The sequence below is a fragment of the Streptomyces sp. NPDC028298 genome, from assembly GCF_055565895.1.
On record NZ_JBVHTL010000002.1, the window covers coordinates 1,161,578 to 1,182,144 of the forward strand.

The window sequence follows — 20,567 nt, forward strand, 5'->3', positions numbered from 1 at the left end:
CGCCCTGGGTGGCGATGTACCACTCCGTCGGGGACTGCTCCGACGACCCCTACCGTGTCACGGTCTCCCCCGGCCGCCTGGACCAGCAGCTCCGCTGGCTGAGCCGGCACGGTCTGCGCGGGGTGAGCGTCGCGGACCTGCTCGCGGCCCGCGCCCGCGGCCAGGGCCGGGACCTGGTGGGGCTGACCTTCGACGACGGGTACGCCGACTTCGTCGAGACCGCTCTGCCCCTCCTGCGGCGCCACGGGTTCGGCGCCACCCTCTTCGTGCTGCCCGGCCGGCTCGGCGGCGACAACGCCTGGGATCCGCTGGGCCCCCGCAAGCCGCTGCTCGGCAAGCAGGGCATCCGGGTCGCCGCCGCCTCCGAGGGCATGGAGGTCGGCTCGCACGGACTCACCCACGTCGACCTGACGCGGGCCGACGACGCCGTGCTGCGCGCCGAGGTCGCCGAGAGCAGAGCGGTGCTCTCGGAGTTGATCGGTGCTCACGTCGACGGCTTCTGCTATCCGTACGGGACCGTCGACCGCCGGGTCGTCGACGCCGTCCGCGACGCCGGCTACCGCTACGGCTGTGCCATCGACCCCGGCCCGCTGACCGGCCCGTACGCCCTCCCCCGTGTGCACATCGGCGAGAACGACACCGCCGTCCGAATGTTCCTCAAGCACCGGCTACACCGGCTGCGCCGCCGCCCCGTCGAGGCGGGCCGGTGAAGGCGCTGCACATCATCACCGGCCTCGGGATCGGTGGCGCCGAGCAGCAACTGCGGCTGCTGCTGCGGCACCTGCCCGTCACCTGCGACGTCGTGACGCTCACCAACCCGGGCCCCGTCGCCGCCGGGCTCGCCGCCGACGGTGTGCGCGTCACCCATCTCGGCATGGCCGGCAACCGGGACCTCGCCGCGCTCCCCCGTCTGGTGAAGGTGATCCGCGCGGGCCGCTACGACCTCGTCCACACCCACCTCTACCGGGCCTGTCTGTACGGCAGGCTGGCCGCCCGGCTGGCCGGGGTGCGGGCGGTCGTGGCCACCGAGCACTCACTCGGCGACTCGCAGATGGAGGGCCGCCCGCTCGGTGCCGGCGTACGCGCCCTGTATCTGGCCGGCGAGCGGCTCGGCCGGTCGACCGTCGCCGTCTCGCCCACGGTCGCCGAACGGCTGCGCCGCTGGGGCGTGCCCGCACCGCGCATCGAGATCGTGCCGAACGGCGTCGACATCGCCCGCTTCCGCTTCGACCCCGACCTGCGCGAACGCACCCGCCGCCGGCTCGGGCTCCCGCAGGACGCGTACGTCGTCGGCGGGGTCGGCCGGCTCGCGCCCGGCAAGCGGTTCGACGTCCTGATCCGCGCGCTGGCCGACCTGCCCGGCGACTGCCGGCTGCTGCTGGTCGGCGGCGGCACGGAGGAGGTCGCGCTGCGGCGCGCGGCGCACGACGCCGGGGTCGTGGACCGGGTCCTGTTCACCGGCGAGCGCCCCGCCGACGGTGCTCCCGGCGCCGACCTGCCGTCGCTCATAGGGGCCATGGACGTCCTCGCCTCGCCCTGCCCCGAGGAGGCGTTCGGGCTGGCCGTCGTGGAGGCGCTGGCGGCCGGACTCCCGGTGCTGTACGTCTCCTGCCCGGCTGTCGAGGACCTGCCGCCCGGAGCGGCCCGCGGCGCCACCCGGGTCGACGGCGGCGCGGAGTCCTTCGCCCGCGCGCTGGCCGGCGTCCGGGCCCGGGGCCCCGCCCCCCGCTCGGCCCCGGAGGCGGCCCACCACTACTGCATCACCCGCAGCGCCGCACAGCTCATGGACGTGTACGCGGCCGCTGTCTCGCGCACCTGACTGGAGTGAGTTCCACATGTCCGAAAACCTCACCAGGGGCCACCGTCCCTGGGGTTCGGCCCCTTCCCGGGCGAGGACCATGCCGGCGTGGTCGCTGCTCGCGGCCACGGCCGTGCTCGGCGGCGTGCTCGGCGGCGCGTACGGCGTGGTGAAGCCCCCGTCCTACACGGCCACCAGCTATGTCATCGCCGTACCGACGGACAAGGGCGATCCCTCGGCCGCGCTCGGCTTCGCCCAGGCCTACGGCCGGGTCGCCACGCAGCTCGCGGTGCTCGGGGACGCGCAGGTATGGGCCGGCGTGCCGGTGAAGACGCTGGAGGCGAGCGTGCGGACGGCGACCTCCCCGGACGCCCCGATGGTCGCCGTCTCCGCCACCTCCACCCACCCCGACCAGGCCGCCGACATGGCCAACGCGGTCACCCGCTCGCTGACCCAGCACGCCAACGCGAGCCAGAAGAGCACCCACGTCCAGCTCCTGTCGTTCTCCCGCGCGGTGAAGCCCGCTTCGGCGTCCTCGCCGTCCCCGACGGTGACGGGCCTGGTCGGCGCGAGCGCGGGCGGACTGCTCGGCGGGCTCGTGCTGCTCGTCCGGCCCCGCCGGACCGGCGGCGACCCGGCCCGCCCGGCCTCGGTGCCGAGCCCCGCCACCGCCGCCGATGTGCACGGCCAGCGGTGAGCGCGACGACCCTCCAGGCCGGCGCGCTCGACACCGCGCGGGCCGAACTCGTCACCGAGGAAGGCGAGTTCGCCGACCTCGCGGCGGCCTGGGGGCGCCTGTACCGCCGGTGCGGCGCCGCCACCGCCTTCCAGAGCCACGCCTGGCTGCATTCCTGGTGGCAGTCGTACGGGACACCGGGGCGCCTCAGGCTCGTGGTGGTACGCGAGGGCGGTGAACTGCTGGCGGTCGCGCCGCTGATGCGGGCCCGCCGCCGGCTGCCGGCGCTCGTGCCGCTCGGCGGACCGATCTCCGACTACGCGGACGTGCTCCTCGACGACGAACACGCCGACCGCGCGGCGGCCCTGCTCGCCGAGGGACTGTCGGCCGCAGCCCGCACCGCGCTGATCGACTTCCGCGAGGTCCGCCCCGGCGGCGCGGTGGAGCGGGTCTACGAGCACTGGCGCGGACCGCGCCGCCAGGTCGGGGACTCCCTGTGTCTGGAGCTCCCGGCCGCCTCGATGGAGGAGCTGATCGGCCGTCTCCCCTCCTCCAAGGCCCAGCGCGTCCGGGCCAAGCTGCGCAAACTCACCGCGCTCGGGGTCGAACGGCGGGTGGTGGGCCACGACGAGGTGGACACCGCCCTCGGCCGGCTGCTCGAACTGCACCGGCTCCAGTGGGAGGGCCGGAAGGTGACGTCCGAGCACCTCCATGAACGGTTCTCCGAGCACCTGGTCCGCTCGGTGGGCCCGATGGTGCGGTCCGGGGACGCGGTGGTCACCGAGTTCCGGCTGGACGGCGCCGTGATGGCCGTGGACCTCACCCTGCTGTCCCGGCGCCTCGCGGGCGGCTATCTGTACGGCGCCCATCCGGGGCTGCGCGAACGCAAGGCGGACGTCGCGGTGATGCTGCTCGACGCCTGCTCCCGGCACACCGAGGGCGGTGACCGCGGGACGCTGAGCCTGCTGCGCGGCGACGAACCGTACAAGCACCACTGGCGCCCGGACCCGGTCGTCAACCGGCGACTGCTCCTGGCCCGCCGGCGTACGGCGCCGCTGATGTCGGCGGTCGTCTGCGACGTCGCCGCGCGCCGGCGGGGCAAGGAGCTGCTGCGGAGCTGGAGGGAACGCGGCGGCGACGGGCCCTGACCGGCCCGCCGCCGTCCGGGGTCACCAGCCGCTCGACCACCAGTCGCCCGACCACCACTGGTCCGACGGAAGGTCGAGGTGCACGCACGGCTTGCCGCCGATCCAGTACTCCACCCAGTCACCGAGATCCAGCGACGTGCAGCGGGCCGGGTCCGGTGCGGTGTCCGGGACGGGCTCGCGTGCCGGGGGCGGTGTGGGCGTCGGGGTCGGAGTGGACACCGGCACCTGCACCGGGGTCTTGGCGGGCGTCGGGACCGGCTCGGGCGTCGGCGTCTTGACCGGAGTCGGCGTCGGCTTCGGCTTGGACGTCGGCGTCTTGACCGGAGTCGGAACCGGCTTGGGCGTCGGCGTCTGGACCGGCGTCGGCTTGGGCTTCGGCTTGGACGTCGGCGTCTTGACCGGAGTCGGGACCGGCTCGGGTGTCGTGGCCGGCTCGGGTGTCGCGACCGGTTCCGACGTCGGGGTCGGCTTCGGCTCGGGCTTGGAGGTCGGCTCGGGCGTCGGCGTCGCGACCGGCTCGGGCGGGGTGGCCTCGGGCGTCGGGGTGGAAACCGGTTCGGACGTCGGCGTCGAGGCAGGTGCGGAGGCCTCGGGTGTCGGTGTCGACGCCGGTTCGGACGTCGGGGTCGGTGCCGGAGCCGTCGGCTGCGGACCGGTGAGATGGGACAGCGCGGCCCGGTAGGCCTGCGCCGCCAGCGGGTTGTCCTGGCACTGCCACACGCCGTGCGGGCAGTAGTCGGTGAGCGTGTTGTACACGGGCTTGTGCTCGTCGATCCAGGCGAGCATGTCCTTCATGTACGTCGCGTTGTCGCCGTTCCGGTAGAGGCCCCACTCGGGATAGGAGATGGACTTGCCGTGGGCCCTGGCGAAATCGACCTGCTCCTGAAGCCCGTACGGCTCCTTCACCTGCTCCTCGAACGAGAGTCCCGAGGGCTGGTCGTACGCGTCCATGCCGAGGATGTCGACCGTGGCGTCCCCGGGATAGCACTCGGTCCAGGGAACGGCGTCCCGCCCGCGGTTCGGGGCGAAATCGAACCGGAACCTCTGCCCCGGCACCGACCGCATGGCGGTGACGATCCTGTTCCAGTACGTCTTCCACGCCTCCGGGTCGGGACCGCAGCGGTGGGTGTACGTGACGCCGTTCATCTCCCAGCCGAGCACGATGACGGTGTCGGGCACCTTCAGCTCGACGAGCCGCTCGGCGAGCGCGCGGAAGTGGTGGTCGAAGGCCCCCGTCGCGGCCTCGCGCAGCAACAGACGGACCTCGTCGTCGGAAAGGCCCTCCTCGTTGCGCTCCATCATCGGGACGTTGAGGACGAGCATCCGGTCGTCCTGACGGCGCCTCCAGTCCGCCCAGGCGTCCAGGAATCCGGGCGCGCCCTCGATGTTGCTCCAGCGGTCGCCGGGCAGATACGTGTGTCCGACCCGCAGTTCGGTACCGCCCAGCCACTGGCTGAGCTGCGCGATGCGGGCGACGCCCTCGGGCCCGTAGTCGAGGTAGGCGCCGAAGGGCGGCAGCCCCGCGGTGCCCGGCCCGGCGGGCAGCGCCGGGTTCGCCCCGTCCCCGGCAGGCTTCGCGGCCGCGGCCGGCGCTGCGGCAGCGGCACCGGTCGAGGTGGACGGCCGGGCGGGCGTCGACACGGGCCGCGCGGCCGGCCTCCCGGCCGAACCCCCGGCCGGGCTCCCGCCCGCGGCCGGAACGCCCGCGCCCGCCGCGGAGTTCACCGGCGGGTTCGCCGCCGTGGGGGTCGGAGCCGGCGGGTCGCCCACCCGCGCCGCCCCGGTGCCCACGGCGTACGCCGGACCGGACGCGAGGGCGACCGACGTGACGATGCCGGCCGCGATGAACGCCAGCCTTCCGCTCCGGGGCCGCTGCTGCTGTGGGGCCATGCCTGCTCCTCTCCCTCTTGGACCTCGGATTTCCTTTCCGATGACTGACACTCAGTCACACGCATGTTCATTCAGCCAACCGGCGTTCCGGTCTCGCGATCTGACGATCACACTCAGGAGTGACCGGCCCGGTCACCGCGCCTCGCGCTTCCGGTCGGCTCCGAGGAAAGTCCCGTCGGCGGGTCGCGCTTTGTCAGCGAGACGGATCCGCCACCTCCCGCCGGCCCGTCCCTCGCGGACCCGGCCAGCGTGTTGCGCCAAGTGGCCGCCCCGGATCCCGGCCCGCCGGACTGGTCCCGTCGGATGACGTGGGCGCCCTCGCCCGGCGAGCGGGCGGCGTGCGGTCCGACGTGTCTGCCGAAACGTTTCCGCATGATCGGCCGAGACTTCGACGCGTCCGTGCCGGGGTTCCCCGTGGGGGCCGGGTGTCTTCGCGGCGGGTGTGTGACGGGTGTCTTCGCGGCGGGCGTGCGACGGGTGTCTTCGCGGCGCGCGCGCTCACCGCCACGGCCACGGCCACGGCCACGACCGGGCCACGCGCCTCGTCCGCGGCGCCGGGTTCACGGCGGACACGCGGGTGCGCGGATCGGCTCCGGGTGCCGGGCGCGAGAGCGCGAACGGCACCCGGAGCGGGGCGTCACGGGCGGGACATCGCCCGGCTGCGCCGGTACAGCAGGGCGCCGCCGACCAGCAGCGCGGCGCTGATCGCGCCGTTGGCGAGCATTCCCTCACTGCCGGTCTCCGCCAGGGTGGGCGGGGTGTACTGCCGGTGCACGGGGGGCTGCTCGTGGATCTTCACGGGCGGGGTGTGCACGGTCGGCGTGTGCGGGGTGTGGTGCTTCGGCGGCTGCGGAACCGTCCGCGGGGGCGTGTGCGGAGGGGTCGCCGGCGGAGTGCAGTGGTGCGGGGTCGTCGGGTGGCCGTGCGGCGCGTGGTGGTGGGCGCACGAGTTGCCGAACACGGGGTTCAGCAGACCGATCACGTCCAGGGTGTTGCCGCAGAGCTCGACCGGGACGTCCACCGGAGCCGCGGCCTGGTCGCCGGACAGGACACCGGGCGAGCCGTGGGTCTGGCCGTACGCCGAGGCGCCGCTCCAACCGCCGTGGTGGGCGGCCGAGTCACGGTGGCCGGGGCCCATGTGACCGGAGTGACCCTGGCGCGAGTCCCCGTACCCGGAGTCGCCGTGGCCGGAGTGGCCCTGGCGCGAGTCCCCGTAGCCCGAGTCCCCGTAGCCGGAGCCCTGCCGGGAGTCGCCGTGGCCGGAGTGACCCTGGCGGGAATCCCCGTACCCGGAGTCGCCGTAGCCCGAGTGACCCTGGCGCGAGTCCCCGTGGCCCGCGTCGCGGTGGCCGCCGCGCTCGCCGCCGTAGCCGCCCTGGTCACGGTGCTCACCGCCGTAGCCGCCGTGCTCGTCGCCGTAACCGCTCTGGCCGCGGTGCTCGCCGCCGTGGCCGGGGTGACCGCCGCGCTCACCGCCGTAGCCACCGGCCGGGTGACCGGCGGGGTGACCGGCGGGGTGACCCCCGTGGCCGCGCGCGTGGTCGGTGCCGCCGTGGACGCCGCCGCGTCCGGGGTGGTGCGCGGAGCCGGCGTCGTGCTGGACGGGGTGGTGCGGCGTCATGTGCCTGCCCTGCGCGACCGGGCCGTTGGCACAGGAGTTGCCGAACGCCGGGTTGAGGGCGGCGACGACGTCGACCGTGTTGCCGCAGATGTTCAGCGGCACGTTCACCGGAACCTGGACGTTGTTTCCCGACCCCACGCCGGGTGAGTCCGAAGCGGTCGCGGTCGTGCTGGAGTCCGCGAAGGCCGGACTGGCGTACAGGGACATGATGCCTGTCGCAGCCGCGGCCAGGACCACTCCCCTACTCAGGTTCGTTCGCACTCTCGTTGTCTTCCTGCTGGGAGAAGTGAGGAAGCCGGCCTTGGGGTCCGCGAGGCGGTCCAAGGCCGGCCGTGGCACAGCCGGAGGCGGCTGAAGTGCCGAAACGTCAGCCGTTGGCGCAGACGTTGCCTGCCGTCGGGTTCAGCAGCGCGAGCACGTTGACCGAGTTGCCGCACACGTTGACGGGGATGTGGATCGGGACCTGGATCACGTTGCCCGAGAGGACACCGGGAGAGTTGGCGGCCAGACCCTCGGCGCCCGAGTCCGCGAACGCCGGGGCAGCCATGCCCAGAGCCATGATCGCGCCGATGACGACGGAAGTGCTCTTCCTGAGCTTCACGTGCTTTCCCTTCTCTGCGGTCATGCCCCTTTGTCGGCCGAAACCGAGCGAGCACACTTGGGCGGCTCGCATCATGACCTGCAGGCTGTAAACGAGGGACCCGCCGCCGAAGAAACTGTGAAACGTACGCCCATGGGGAATTCACTCGAATCGCCCCACCCGGAATGGACACGGGAGCTTCACAACAGGAGAAACGCTCCTTCCGAAGAAGAAGCGTTTCGCCCGGAGCGGGAATGTCAACACGGCAGAACTGGAATTCATATATACGACGAGAACATGCGCCGGGGCCCGGAACCGCCCGCCCGAACACGGCGTGCGGCCCGGGCCCCGGCCGGGCGTCAGCTTCCGAGGGCGCCGTTGCCCGACAGGACCGGGATGTTGTCCGCGATGTGCGACAGCGGCTCGTCACCCTTGGCCTGGGTGGAGTTCTCGGCGCACTGCTGGTTCTGCGGGGCCGACAGGACGGGGACGTCCTGGAGACCGGCCTGCGCCAGCACGCCGAGCACGTTCTGGACGTTGGCCTTGACGGGCAGACCGACACAGAGCTTGTTCAGCGAACCCTGGACGGCGGAGAGCTGGGGGCTCATGTCGCCCTTGGTGAGAGCGTTGCCGTACGCCTGCTCGGCACCGTTGCCGTTCACCGTGGTGACGCCGTCGTCGTTGCCGATGGCCAGCGCCTGCGAGGCGGCCGCCGCCGAGACGCCGACGACGGAAGCCGCGACAGCCGCCACGGCCATTGCCTTCTTGAACATTTCTCCGGGTTCCTTTTCTGCCGGTGAAGCGTATTCCTGCTGTCACCTCAACCGAAGCCGGCGGGATTGGTTGTCCATAGTCACCCGAACGGATCGCGGAACCCTCCAGAATTCACCTGACCTATGGCCTGAGGATTTACTCGCCACGCCGTTCACATGGGCCATTGGGGTGAATCGGAGCAACCATGCGGCCCGGGGTCAGTTGTCCAGGTCGCTCCGGTGGACGGGGTTACTCCAGAAGGGATCAGCAAGTGATCAAGAAGGTTATGGCTGCTGCGGCGATCGCCGCTTCCGTCGTCGGAGCCAGTGCTGCCGCCGCGCCCCAGGCGCTGGCCATCGGCAACGACGACGGCGTCACCACGGTGAACGGCAACGCCGCCTCGCAGATCTACGGCAACCAGGCCACGTACGGCAACATGAGCCCGCAGATGGCGCTCATCCAGGGTTCGCTGAACAAGCCCTGCATCGGCCTGCCCGCCAAGATCAACGCCCAGAACGTGCTCGGCGCCGCCCAGATCGGTCTGCAGGACGTCCCGATCCTCTCGGCCCCGCAGAACCAGCAGTGCACCGAGAACTCCACCCAGGCCAAGGGCGACGAGCCGCTGTCGCACATCCTGGACAACATCCCGGTCCTCTCGGGCAACGGCGCCCTCGGAAGCTGATTCCACCGCCGCGCACAGCGGGCCGCCGGCTCGTCCGGCGGCCCGCTGCCGCTGTCACCTCCTCGACGACAGCGGCGGCGAGCGCCGGCCCCGGTCACACCGCGGGCCATTCGGGGGACACCCCGCAACCACACCATCCGCAGCACTGTTGATCATGGCGCGGCTCCGCTCGGAGTCCGCTCTCCGAAAGGGCAAAACGAACATGAAGAAGCTCTGGGCGACCGCGGTCATCGCCGCCTCCCTGGCCGGTGCCTCCGCCGCCACCGCGCCGCAGGCGCTGGCCATCGGCAACGACGACGGTGTCACCACCGTCAACGGCAACGGAGCCGTCCAGAAGTACGGCAACCAGGCCACGTTCGGCGACATGAGCCCGCAGCTCTCGCTGGTCCAGGGCTCGCTGAACAAGCCCTGCATCGGCCTGCCGGCCAAGCTCAACGTCCAGAACATCGCCGGTCTGGCGCAGATCGGTCTGCAGGACGTCCCGGTCCTCTCGGCCCCGCAGAACCAGCAGTGCACCGAGAACTCCACCCAGGCCAAGGGCGACGAGCCGCTGTCGCACATCCTGGACAACATCCCGGTCCTGTCGGGCAACGGCGCGGTCGGCAGCTGACCACCCCCGCACCACGGACAGCGGGTCGCTCCTCGGAGCGGCCCGCTGTTCCCGTGTCCGGCCACGGTTCCCGCTTCCGGCCGCTGTTCCCGCTCGCGGCTCGTGTTCCGTACCGGCCGGGGATGCCTCAGCCGCCGTACAGCTTCTCGATCTCGGCCGCGTACGCCGTCGTCACCGCGTGTCTGCGCACCTTCAGGGACGGGGTGAGGAGCCCGTTGTCCTCGGTGAACTCGCCCTCCACCAGGGCGAAGGCGCGAATCGACTCGGCCCGGGAGACGGCGTCGTTGGCGTGGTCCACGGCCTTCTGGACGTCCGCGCGCATCCGGGGGTCGCGGGCGACGTCCGCGAGCGGGGTGTCCGCCGGGAGCCCGCGGACGGCGAGCCAGTGGGCGACCGCCTCGACGTCGAGGGTGATCAGCGCCGCGACGAACGGGCGGTTGTCGCCGACGACGAGGCACTGGCCGACCGGCGCCCGGCCGCGCAGCCGGTCCTCCAGGACGGCAGGCGAGACGTTCTTGCCGCCGCTCGTGACGAGGATGTCCTTCTTGCGGCCCGTGATGGTCAGATAGCCGTCCTGGTCCAGCGCCCCGAGATCGCCGGTGGCGAACCAGCCGCCGGTCAGGACGGCGTCGGTGGCGGCCGGGTCGTTCCAGTAGGCGCCGAAGACGACACCGCCCTTGATCAGCACCTCTCCGTCGTCGGCGATACGGACGGAGGTTCCCGGGACGGGCAGGCCCACCGTTCCCGGGCGGGGTCCGAGCGGCGGGACCACGGTGGCGGCGGCGGTCGTCTCGGTCAGGCCGTACCCCTCGTAGACGATGATTCCGGCGGCGTGGAAGAACAGGTTGAGGTCGCGGTCGAGCGGGGAGCCGCCGCTGATGGCGTAGTGCGCGCGGCCGCCGAGTTCCTTGCGGATGCGCCGGTAGACCAGCAGGTCGTACAGCGCCCAGGCCGCGTACAGGCCGGGCCCGGGGCCCTTGCCCGTCCCGAGGAACCGGTTCAGGTACGCCTCCCCGAAGCGCACGCCGACGCGGTGGGCGCGGTCGAAGGAGGCGGCGCGGCCCATCCTCTCGGCGGTCGCTCGCCCGGTGGCGTGGATCTTCTCGAAGAGGTACGGGACACCGACGAGGAAGGTGGGCCGGAACTCCCGCAGCGCGGGCCGCAGTTCGTCGGGCTTGATGCTCGGGCAGTGGCCCAGTTCGATCCGCGCCATCAGGCAGGCGATCTGGAGGGTGCGGCCCATGATGTGGGCCAGCGGGAGGAAGAGGATCGTCGCGGCGGTCCGGCCGGTGACCTGCTGGAAGACCGGGTGCAGCAGTTCGACCGTGTTGGCGGCCTCGGCGTGCAGGTTGGCGTGGGTGAGGACGCAGCCCTTGGGCCGGCCGGTGGTCCCGGAGGTGTAGCAGATCGTCGCGATCGTCTCGGGGGTGAGCGCGGCACGCCGCGCGGCGACCTCCTCGTCGGCGATGTCCCGTCCCAGGTCGGCGAGTTCGGCGAGGGCTCCCGCGTCGAGTTGCCGGACGTGCGGGGGCCGGGGATGGCCCGCGACGGCGGTGGCGACGGTCTCCGCGTTCGCGGGGTTCTCGACGATCACGAAGCGGGCCCCCGAGTCCCGGACGATCCACTCCACCTGCTCGGCGGAGGAGGTGGGGTAGACCGGGACGCTCTGGCCGCCGGCGGCCCAGACGGCGAAGTCGAGGACCGTCCATTCGTAGCGCGTACGGGACATCACCGCGACCCGGCCGCCCGGTTCGAGGCCGGCCGCGATCAGCCCCTTGGCCGTGTCGGTGACCTCGCGGGCGAAGGCGGCGGCGGTCACCGGCGTCCAGCCGCCGTCGACCGGCCGCCGCAGCACGACGGCGCCGGGAGCCTCGGCGGCGTTCGTGAACGGCAGGTCGGCCGTGCTGCCGCCGGCCGGAGCGGGCGCCAGGGCGGCGGCACGCGCCTCGCGGACCGTGCCGCTCTCGTCCCTGACGAGCTCGTCCCTGACGAGCTCCACCCGGCCGCGGTCCGCCGCCTCCGCGTGCCGCTTCGCCCGTCGCAGATCCTTGCGTACGCCCATCACGGCTCCCGGTCGCAGGGTTCTTACCGCCGAGTCAACTTACCCGTGCGTAACGGAATTTCAATGGGTCGCACACGATTCACCGGGGCTCGCTAGCGAGCGCAGCCGTCGGTGCAGACGTCCAGTTCGTCGGCCTGGCCGATCGCGGTCGCGAGCGCCGAGACGTCCTTGTCCTCGGTCACGTTCGCCAGCGTGCGGGCCCGCGAGGCGAGTTCCCGGAGGGAGGGCACACCGGGCAGGGAGCTCCAGCGGGCGTCGCCCGCGCGCAGGTCGTCGGCGAAGTAGGCGGCCACGGCGGTGACCTGGAAGGAGTACGGCGAGTTCCAGACGCCGTCGCGCAGGTCGCCGGTCTCCAGGCCGCCGGACGCCTCGTGCGGGGCGCGGGAGTCGGGGTCGAGCCAGCGGACGGTGGCGGTGGCCAGATGTCCGGAGGCGCCGGGGCGGGTGCGGACGGCGTAGAGGGCGGTGACCGTGTGGCCGGGGCCCACTTCGCCGCCGTCCACCCGGTCGTCGCGGAAGTCCTCGTCGGCGACCTTCCGGTCGTCGTAGCCGATCAGCCGGAACCGTTCGACCGTCTGCGGGTCGAAGGCGACCTGCGCCTTGGCGTCGCGTGCCGTGAGGTCGATGTTCTGCGGAAGCTGGTCGCAGAAGACGGTGAGGGCGTCGTCGCGGTCGGAGACGTACGTGGTGTGGCCGTCGCCCTTGTCGGCGAGGCGTTCCATGAGGGCGTCGCCGTAGTCGCTGCCGACACCCACGCCGAAGAGGGTGATGCCGTGGTCGCGGCGGGCCGAGGAGATCCGTTCGAGGATGTCGTCCGCGTCCGTGTCGCCGGTGTTGGCGAGGGCGTCGGAGATCAGGACGACCCGGTTGGTGGCCCCCTCGCGCAGCCCGTCGACGGCGGTCGCGTACCCGGTCCGCACGCCCGCGCCGAGGTTGGTCGAGTCGGTGGGCTCCAGGCTGTCGATCGCCCGGTGGACGCGGGCACGGTGGGCGCCGAGCCGGGTCATCGGCAGCACGGTCTCGGCCTCGTCGCTGAAGGTGACCAGGGCGACCGAGTCGTCGTCGCGCAGCCGGTCGGTCATCACGTCGAGGGATTCCCTGGCCAGGTCGAGCCGGCCCGGCTCCGCCATGGAACCCGAGATGTCGATGACGAAGGTGAGGGCGGCGGGCGGGCGTTCGCGCTCGCTCTCGGCGGGCCGGGTGGCGAGCCCGACCCGGACGAGGGACCAGCGTCCGTCGTTCGTGCGGGCGCCGTCGACGGACAGCGAGAAGCCGTTGCCGTCGGGGCGTTCGTAGTCCTGGCGGAAGCTGTTGACGAACTCCTCGGGGCGGACGGTCGAGGGGTCGGGGGCGCGGCCGTCCGCGAGGCTGCGGCGGGCGTAGCCGTACGACGCGGTGTCGACGTCGAGGGCGAAGGTGGAGAGGTAGTCGGGCGACGGCTGGACGTCCGGGGCGTCCGACTGCTCGCCCTCGGTGCCGCGCTCGGCCGCGCCGCCGGTCGGCTGGGCGGGCGCCGGCAGCGGGAGGTTGTTGCGGCCGCCGGACCTGTCCGGGCCGTCCGTGGATTTGCTGCTGTCGCCCGCGCCGCATCCGGTGAGCAGCAGCGCGCCCGCGATCGGCAGGGCGAGCAGCGCTCCGGCCGCCCTGCGGCGGCTCCCCCGCCGTGCGCCGCCGCGCGGATGGCCCGTGTCGGCCGCCGTCCGTGTGTACTTCATCCCCATCTGTGCCCCCTCGGCGTACGGCCCGTGTGTGGGCCGACCAGTGTGACTGTGACGGCCGAGGGGGCCGTGACGTGCGCTCGGACGGGTTGCGGAAGGGTTGCGAAGCGGCCACGACGCGGGATCGCCGAGACCGGTGGGTGATCTTCCGGTGGGCTACGACACGATGTCCTTCTGCCGGAAGCCGCGGAAGGCCAGGGCGAACAGGACGAGCGCGTACGTCACGGAGATCGCCGTTCCCTGGATCATGCCTCCCCACTCCGGTGTCGGCTGGATGGCGTCGGCCCACGCGAACTGCCAGTGGGCGGGCAGGAAGTCGCGCCAGTGGCCGAGTGCGGTGACCGCGTCCAGGACGTTGCCCACGATGGTCAGGCCGACCGCGCCGCCGACCGCGCCGAGCGGGGCGTCCGTCTTCGTCGACAGCCAGAACGCGAGCCCTGCGGTGACCAGTTGGGACACGAAGATGTACGCGATCACCGCGAGGAGCCGCTGGGCGGCGGTGCCCGCGGGGAGCGCGCCGCCGGTGGGGATCTCCAGCGGGCCCCAGCCGTACGCGGCGGTTCCCACGGCCAGCGCGACGACCGGCAGCAGGATCATCGCGGCGAGGCTGAGGCCGAGCGCGACGGTGAGCTTGGACCACAGCAGCCGGGCTCGGGGCACGGGCGCCGCCAGCAGGTAGCGCAGGGAGGACCAGCTCGCCTCGGAGGCGACGGTGTCGCCGCAGAACAGCGCGACCGGGATCACCAGGAGGAAGCCCGCCGACACGAACAGGTTCACCGCGGCGAAGTTGGCGCCCGACGCGGTGGCCGTGTCCATGAGGGTGACCTGGTTGTTGCGGCCGCCGGGGTCCCCGCCGATGGCGAAGGCGGCGAGCAGCACGAAGGGCAGGGCCGCGAGGACGATCCCCATGACCAGGGTGCGGCGGCGCTTGAGCTGGCGGACGAGCTCGACGCGCAGCGGCAGGGTGCGGCGCGCCCGGTAACCGTCGGCCGTCTCGGTCCGCTCGAGGAGCGTGCTCATGCGGAGCCTCCGATCAGGGTGAGGAACGCGTCTTCCAGACGGCGGTGGGGTCCCACCGACGCCACCGGCACTTCGAGGCGTACGAGTTCCACGACCAGGCGTTGGGCGCTGCCGCCCGGGTCGAGGCGGACCAGGAGTCCATCCTCGGTCGCGACGGCCGAGAGCACGCCCGGCAGCGCGCCCACCTTCTCCACGACCGGCGCGTCGACGGGCGCGCCGGTGCCGACGAGCAGGGTGTCGCCGGAGCCGATGATCTCGGACACCGGTCCTGCCTGGACGAGCCGGCCGCGGTCCATGACCACGAGGTGGGTGCAGGACTGCTCGACCTCGGCGAGGAGATGGCTGGAGACGATGACCGTGCGGCCCGCGGCGGCGTAGCGGATCATCACCTGGCGCATCTCGCGGATCTGCGGCGGGTCGAGGCCGTTGGTGGGTTCGTCCAGGATCAGCAGGTCCGGGAGGCCGAGCATGGCCTGGGCGATGGCGAGACGCTGGCGCATCCCCTGGGAGTAGGTGCGCACAGCGCGGGCGAGGGCGTCGCCGAGTCCGGCGATCTCCAGGGCCTCCTCCATGTGGGCGTCCTCGGGGGGACGGCCGGTGGCCCGCCAGTACAGTTCCAGGTTCTCGCGCCCGGTCAGGTGCGGGAGGAAGCCCGCGCCCTCGACGAACGCTCCGACGCGGGAGAGGACCGGCGCTCCGGGGCGGATGGCGTGCCCGAAGACGTGGATCTCGCCGTCGTCGGGCTTGATGAGGCCCATGAGCATGCGCAGGGTGGTGGTCTTGCCGGCCCCGTTGGGCCCGAGGAGGCCGAGGACCTGGCCCTTCTCCACGCGGAACGACAGCTCCCGTACCGCGTACCGGTCGGCGGACTTGGCGTAGCGCTTGCTCAGGCCGGTGATCTGGAGCGGGACTTCGGCCAGTTCGGGGTCGGGCTCCGGGGCGCTCGTGCGGCGGCGGCCGGTCACCAACAGCGCCAGCGCGGCGAGCGCGCCGGCGAGCGGCAGCCACCACACCCAGGAGGGCAGCGGCGCCGCGGCGGTCTTCACGCCGGGGGCCGTCGGCACCTGGAGGCCGCCGCTCCGGAGCGAGACGGTGTACGTGGCCGGGGCGGCCGGGGAGGCGTAGCCGAGGTCGGTCGAGGCGAGGACCAGGCGCAGCCGGTGGCCCTTCTGGACCGCGTGGTCGACGGCGGGCAGGGTCAGGGAGACGTCCTTGCCGTTCTTCGCGCCCTCGACGCGGACCGGGGTGACGAGCTGGGAGGGCAGCACCTGCCGGGTGCCGCCGGGGCCGACGTCGTACACCTTCGCGAAGAGGACCGCGTCGTCGGTGCTGGACCGGACGTGCACGGTGACGGTGGGCGAGCCGGTGATCCGCAGGTCCTCGCGCAGTGGCACCGACTCGAAGCGGGCGTACTGGCCGGGGAAGTCCAGGGAGACGCCGACGCCGAGGCTGGAGAGCTGGGAGAGGCCGCCGCCGCCGAGTCCGGGCAGCGCCGAGATGGCGGGCGGGGTGGCGCCGGCCGGGTTCTGGAAACGCTGCTCGCCGCCGATCAGGGCGACCGTGTGCGGGCCGCTGTCGAGTCCTGGGTAGGTGTCCGAACTCGCGCCGCGCAGCAGGGCGGCGCCGTCGGTGGAGTCCACGCCTCCGGTGCGGGTGACGCGGAAGGCGGGGCCGGTGGCGGCGCTCTTGTCGTCCTTCAGATAGCGGTCGAACCAGGAGACGACGCGGGAGGTGACGCGGTCCGTCTCCATGTCGCCGCCGTCGTGTCCGCCCGCGATCCAGTCGACGTCGACGGGAGCGCCGTTGGCCTTGATCGCGGCGGCCATCGCGTCGGCCTGGCCGAGCGGGAAGAGGGAGTCGGACTGGCCCTGGGTGATGAGGGTGGGGACCTTGATGCGGTCGCCGACGGCGGAGGGGCTGCGCTCCTCCAGTAGCTTCGCCGCCGCCGCGTCCGGCTTCCCGGACTCCGCGACCCGGTCGTACATCGCGCACAGCTCGGGTTCGAAGCGGGCGCAGCCGCCGCCGGAGTTGATGAAGATGCCCGCCCAGAGCTTCTTGAACACGCCGTTCGGGAACAGGGCGTCGGCGAGGTTCCAGTAGGTGATCGACGGGGCGATGGCGTCGACGCGCCGGTCGTCGGCGGCGGCCAGCAGGGAGATCGCCCCGCCGTACGAGGCGCCCGCCACGCCCACGCGCGGGTCGCCGCTGCCGTCGAGCCGGACCTCGGGGCGCCGGGCGAGCCAGTCGACGAGCCGGGAGACGTCGGCGACCTCGGCCTTGGGGTCGTTCAGCCCGATCCGGCCGGTGGACCTGCCGAAGCCGCGCGCCGACCAGGTCAGGACCGCGTAGCCGTCGCGGGCGAGCTTCTCGGCCTGGTCGCGGACGTCCGCCTTGCTGCCGCCGAAGCCGTGTGCGAGGAGGACGGCGGGGCGGCGCTTCGAGGACGGTCCCGCGGTGAAGTACGAGGTGTCGAGCCGCACTCCGCCGTCCATGGTCATGACGCGGTCGGAGCGGTGGACGGCGGGCGCCTCGTCGGAGGCGACGGCCGTCCAGGTGCCCGCGCCGGCGAGCACCACGAGGGCAGCGGCGGCGGCCGCCCATCTCCCGCGGGCTCGCGCCGTCGTGCGAGCGGCGAGATGTCCCCGGCGCGGCCCGCGCGGCCGGGGCAGTCGAAGATCCATGCCTCAACGGTACGGGCGCCGGGCGGCGACAGGGACAGCCGCCGGGCTGAACCGGCCCCCCTCCCGGGGAGGTACGGCGGGGGCCGCGTGTACCGCGTCCGTGGTACGAACGGGCCATGGAGCTGCGCCGCGCCGCCACGGCCCTGGAACTGACCGCCGCCGAGTACCTCTTCGACGCTCCGGTGCGTCCCGAATGGGCCCGGCGGTTCCTGGAGACACCGGGCCACCATCTGTTCCTGGCCTACGAGGACGGGGTGCCGGTCGGCTTCGTCAGCGGTGTCGAGACGGTCCACCCGGACAAGGGCACCGAGATGTTCCTGTACGAGCTGGCCGTGGCGGAGGCGTTCCGGCGGCGTGGCATCGGACGGGCGCTGGTGCGTGAACTCGCGGCCCTGGCCCGCGAACGCGGCTGCTACGGCATGTGGGTGGGTGTGGACAGGGGAAACGACATCGCCCTCGCCACGTACCGCGGTGCGGGTGGCGAGGACGACGGGTCGTGCACGGTGATGACGTGGGACTTCGGCTGAGGTCCCCGGGGAGCGGCGGGCCGGGCGAGGGAGCCGGGGGGTGCCGCTCCGCTTACGCCTGGGCGTCCTCCGGGATCGACACCAGCCAGCGGGTGTCGCGGCGCGGGCGCAGGTAGAAGGCCCAGTACAGGGTGGCGGCGGCGGTGATGCCGCCGGTCCACAGGAGGTACTGCGTCTCCTGCTGGGTCAGGACGTAGGCGAGCACGACGATCAGCAGGACGGGCATCGCGGGCCACAGCGGCATCCGCCAGGCGGGGGTGTGGCGGTGGTGGCCGCGCCGGGCGAGCAGGGCGGCGACCGCGACGAGCAGGTACATGGCCGTCACCGACACGCCGGTGACGCCGTACAGGGTGTCGAGGTTGACGAAGCAGAGGGCGGCGCCGGGGACGCCCACCAGGAGGGTGGCGACCCAGGGGGAGCCGAACCGGCCGAGCCGGGACAGGCCCTTGTTGACCGGCTCGGGCCAGGCCTTGTCACGGGCCGAGGCGAACAGGACGCGCGAGTTCTGGATGACCATGACGATGCCCGCGTTGATGATCGCGAGGGCGACGCAGAGGCTGACGAACGTGCCGACGGCCGAGTTCGACCAGGCCGTGACCATGCTGCTGATGTCGCCGCCGGTGAGCTCCCCGATGTCGGAGGCGCCCATGGTGATCGCGACGACGGGGACCAGGATGACGACCGTGGAGATGGCGAGGGTGGCCAGCACCGTGCGGGCGACGTTGCGCCGCGGGTTCTCCAGCTCCTCGGAGAGGTAGACGGCGGTCGAGAAGCCCTGGGTGGCGAAGAGGGCGATGGCGAGCCCGGAGATGACGAGCATGCCCGTCACGGCGTCGGTGTGTCCGCCGGTTCCGGCGACCTGCAGGGAGGTCAGGCTGCCGAGGCCGCGCTGGCTGTGCGTGAAGCCGAGGAGGGCCACCACGCCGGCGGCGACGACTTCGAGGACGAGGAAGATGCCGGTGATCCAGGCGTTGGCGCGCAGGTCGAGCAGACCGGCGAGGGTGGCCAGCAGCATCACGCCGGCGCCGGTCATCGCCGGGTCGAGGTGGACCACGGGGGCGAGGTAGTCGGCGGTGCCCATGGCGATCACCGGCGGGACGATCATCACCACCAGCAGGGACATCACGAAGACCAGCCAGCCCGCGAGCCGTCCGGCCAGCGTCGAGACCATGGCGTACTCGCCGCCCGCGCTGGGGATGAGGGTGCCCAGCTCCGAGTAGCAGAACGCCACGGCGATACAGAGCAGCGAGCCGATCGCGATCGTGAGGGCGGTCGCGGTGCCGAGCGAGCCGAAGAGGTCGGGGATGACCACGAACAGCGTGGAGGCGGGGGTCACGCAGGACAGCGTCAGCAGGGTGCCGCCCACGACGCCGATGGAACGCTTGAGCGTCTTGGGGTTCCCGGTCTCCGTCGGTGCTGCGTCGTCCAGGACGGCGGTCTCGACGGGGCGGAGCGTGTCGGTCATGAAGCGGTTCCGATCGACTCGTGCATCAGATGTTCGGTCGGGAGCGATATCGCCTCCGGCGGCTCGCGTCGTTGTTCGTTCTCGTCCGCTCCCGCGTTGATGGAACCTTGACGGAAACCGTTGCGTCAATGGCCGTTTACCTACGGAATCCGCAGTTGCGGAGCGACGCACGTCACATAACTTTCCCAGGCCGTACCACGCACGTGTTGCAATCCTCAATACTCCACAGACTGTGACCTTGCTTTCAAAGGACATGAGGCTGAAACACCTGCACTACCCGTTTCGTCACGACGTGACGAGAACCGCAGCCCGAGCTCCGAAACTCGCTGGAATCGGTCCGCATTCCGGACGCTAATCTGTGGTGGCCATGTCAGTCCCTGCCACTAGAGTCCTGCCGCACGGACGAAGCACGGACAGGGGTGGGGAACATGCGGTACATGCGGGGCGTGGTCTGGGCGGGGGTGGCCGCCGCGGCACTGGCCGGGACGGCCGGATGCGGTGCGGAGACGACGAAGAAGGCCGCCGAGGCGGTCAGCCACGCCGACACGATCATGGCGGCGCTGGGGCGGGCCACCGACCGGACGGAGGCCCTGGGCTCCGCCGAGGTCAGGATGACCACCACGATGAAGGGCGGCGCCCCCATAGCCATGGAGGGCACCTACTCCTGGGGAGACGGCTTCGCGTACGACGTCGAGATGGACACCAGGGCCGCGAAGATGGAGGCGCTGACGCACGCCCCCCGGATCCGCGCACTCCTCGTGGACGGCGCGTACTACTACGACACCGAACCGCAGCCGTCCGGACCGCTCAAGGGCAAGGAGTGGATGAAGGTCGACGCCTCGGCCATATTCGGCGACAAGGGCGCCCAGGCGCTGAGCGGAAGCTCGAACAGCGGCAGCCCGGCGGCCGCCATGAGGGGCTTGAAGTACGCGAGCAATGTCGAGGACCTCGGCAAGGAGACCGTCGGCGGGAAGAGCACGACCCACTACCGGGCCGTGATCGACAAGAACCACATGGGCAAGGCCAAGGACGCCCTCGCGTCCGGGGACGACACCCTCTTCAACTCGATGACCGGCGGCACCGACTCGATCACCATGGACATCTGGGTCGGCGCCAAGGACCTGCCGGTCCGGCTGAAGGAAACGATCGGCAACGCGACGATCACCATGGACTTCGAGAAGTTCGGCGCCACCGCCGACGTGAAGGCCCCGCCGGCCGCACAGATCGGTGATGTCACCGAGCTCATGAAGAAGGCCGCGGCGCAGCAGCAGTAGACCCCGGCACGACGGTGCCCCGCCCCTCGTGCGAGGGACGGGGCACCGTCGTGCGCGGACGC

Annotated in this window: 16 protein-coding genes and 1 pseudogene; 8 read left to right on the forward strand and 9 right to left on the reverse strand. The window is 72.4% G+C overall.

Annotation, left to right across the window (positions count from 1 at the left end; genetic code table 11):
* Positions 1 to 14: 14 nt before the first annotated feature.
* From ACZ4TO_RS13620 to ACZ4TO_RS13635, 4 genes are read left to right on the forward strand one after another with little or no spacing between them, the layout of a single operon-like run.
* Positions 15 to 710, forward strand: coding sequence for a polysaccharide deacetylase family protein (locus ACZ4TO_RS13620; RefSeq protein WP_382790443.1), 696 nt, complete (start codon positions 15 to 17; stop codon positions 708 to 710).
* Complete coding sequence (locus tag ACZ4TO_RS13625) at positions 707 to 1,819, forward strand: glycosyltransferase (protein ID WP_468024221.1); 1,113 nt, start codon at positions 707 to 709, stop codon at positions 1,817 to 1,819. Before ACZ4TO_RS13620 ends, ACZ4TO_RS13625 begins: the two co-directional genes overlap by 4 nt.
* 16 nt (positions 1,820 to 1,835) lie before the next feature.
* Positions 1,836 to 2,495 carry a YveK family protein gene (locus ACZ4TO_RS13630; RefSeq protein ID WP_382789734.1) on the forward strand — a complete coding sequence of 220 codons (660 nt, stop codon included), beginning with the start codon at positions 1,836 to 1,838 and terminating at the stop codon, positions 2,493 to 2,495.
* Positions 2,492 to 3,622: a GNAT family N-acetyltransferase gene (locus ACZ4TO_RS13635; protein WP_468024222.1), complete on the forward strand. Its 1,131-nt coding sequence runs from the start codon at positions 2,492 to 2,494 to the stop codon at positions 3,620 to 3,622. Before ACZ4TO_RS13630 ends, ACZ4TO_RS13635 begins: the two co-directional genes overlap by 4 nt.
* A 516-nt stretch (positions 3,623 to 4,138) precedes the next feature.
* On the opposite strand, the pseudogene ACZ4TO_RS13640 reads toward ACZ4TO_RS13635, so the two are convergent.
* From ACZ4TO_RS13640 to ACZ4TO_RS13655, 4 genes and pseudogenes are all read right to left on the reverse strand, one after another.
* A pseudogene (locus tag ACZ4TO_RS13640) lies at positions 4,139 to 5,512 on the reverse strand (glycoside hydrolase family 26 protein); the annotation flags it as partial.
* Positions 5,513 to 6,149: 637 nt separating this feature from the next.
* Positions 6,150 to 7,394, reverse strand: a complete 1,245-nt coding sequence (locus tag ACZ4TO_RS13645) for a chaplin (RefSeq protein ID WP_468024223.1) — start codon at positions 7,392 to 7,394, stop codon at positions 6,150 to 6,152.
* Between the two features lie 106 nt (positions 7,395 to 7,500).
* Positions 7,501 to 7,758 carry a chaplin gene (locus ACZ4TO_RS13650; protein ID WP_361683647.1) on the reverse strand — a complete coding sequence of 86 codons (258 nt, stop codon included), beginning with the start codon at positions 7,756 to 7,758 and terminating at the stop codon, positions 7,501 to 7,503.
* A gap of 314 nt (positions 7,759 to 8,072) precedes the next feature.
* Positions 8,073 to 8,486 (reverse strand): rodlin, encoded by a 414-nt coding sequence (locus tag ACZ4TO_RS13655; protein ID WP_382789742.1) that lies wholly within the window; start codon positions 8,484 to 8,486, stop codon positions 8,073 to 8,075.
* 251 nt (positions 8,487 to 8,737) lie between these two features.
* Between ACZ4TO_RS13655 and ACZ4TO_RS13660 the strand changes: the two genes are divergently transcribed.
* Positions 8,738 to 9,148: a rodlin gene (locus ACZ4TO_RS13660; protein WP_382789745.1), complete on the forward strand. Its 411-nt coding sequence runs from the start codon at positions 8,738 to 8,740 to the stop codon at positions 9,146 to 9,148.
* A gap of 202 nt (positions 9,149 to 9,350) precedes the next feature.
* Complete coding sequence (locus ACZ4TO_RS13665; protein ID WP_382789748.1) at positions 9,351 to 9,758, forward strand: rodlin; 408 nt, start codon at positions 9,351 to 9,353, stop codon at positions 9,756 to 9,758.
* A gap of 127 nt (positions 9,759 to 9,885) precedes the next feature.
* On the opposite strand, the gene ACZ4TO_RS13670 is transcribed toward ACZ4TO_RS13665, so the two are convergent.
* From ACZ4TO_RS13670 to ACZ4TO_RS13685, 4 genes are all read right to left on the reverse strand, one after another.
* Positions 9,886 to 11,820, reverse strand: a complete 1,935-nt coding sequence (locus tag ACZ4TO_RS13670; protein WP_468024224.1) for an AMP-dependent synthetase/ligase — start codon at positions 11,818 to 11,820, stop codon at positions 9,886 to 9,888.
* 92 nt (positions 11,821 to 11,912) lie between these two features.
* On the reverse strand, positions 11,913 to 13,535 hold the full coding sequence (locus ACZ4TO_RS13675; protein ID WP_468024225.1) for a vWA domain-containing protein: 1,623 nt from the start codon (positions 13,533 to 13,535) through the stop codon (positions 11,913 to 11,915).
* 159 nt (positions 13,536 to 13,694) lie between these two features.
* The gene (locus ACZ4TO_RS13680) at positions 13,695 to 14,558 is read right to left on the reverse strand and encodes an ABC transporter permease (RefSeq protein WP_382789756.1); all 864 of its coding nucleotides are present in this window, start codon (positions 14,556 to 14,558) and stop codon (positions 13,695 to 13,697) included.
* The gene (locus ACZ4TO_RS13685; RefSeq protein WP_468024226.1) at positions 14,555 to 17,239 is read right to left on the reverse strand and encodes an alpha/beta fold hydrolase; all 2,685 of its coding nucleotides are present in this window, start codon (positions 17,237 to 17,239) and stop codon (positions 14,555 to 14,557) included. The genes ACZ4TO_RS13680 and ACZ4TO_RS13685 overlap by 4 nt, the downstream gene beginning before the upstream one ends.
* Positions 17,240 to 17,355: 116 nt before the next feature.
* Here ACZ4TO_RS13685 and ACZ4TO_RS13690 point away from each other — a divergent pair, with 116 nt between their 5' ends.
* Positions 17,356 to 17,766, forward strand: a complete 411-nt coding sequence (locus ACZ4TO_RS13690; protein ID WP_385044953.1) for a GNAT family N-acetyltransferase — start codon at positions 17,356 to 17,358, stop codon at positions 17,764 to 17,766.
* A gap of 52 nt (positions 17,767 to 17,818) precedes the next feature.
* Here ACZ4TO_RS13690 and ACZ4TO_RS13695 read toward each other — a convergent pair whose 3' ends face one another.
* Positions 17,819 to 19,231: an APC family permease gene (locus ACZ4TO_RS13695; RefSeq protein WP_382789764.1), complete on the reverse strand. Its 1,413-nt coding sequence runs from the start codon at positions 19,229 to 19,231 to the stop codon at positions 17,819 to 17,821.
* A gap of 428 nt (positions 19,232 to 19,659) precedes the next feature.
* Here ACZ4TO_RS13695 and ACZ4TO_RS13700 point away from each other — a divergent pair, with 428 nt between their 5' ends.
* Positions 19,660 to 20,505 carry an SCO4651 family lipoprotein gene (locus tag ACZ4TO_RS13700; protein WP_468024227.1) on the forward strand — a complete coding sequence of 282 codons (846 nt, stop codon included), beginning with the start codon at positions 19,660 to 19,662 and terminating at the stop codon, positions 20,503 to 20,505.
* Positions 20,506 to 20,567 lie beyond the last annotated feature (62 nt).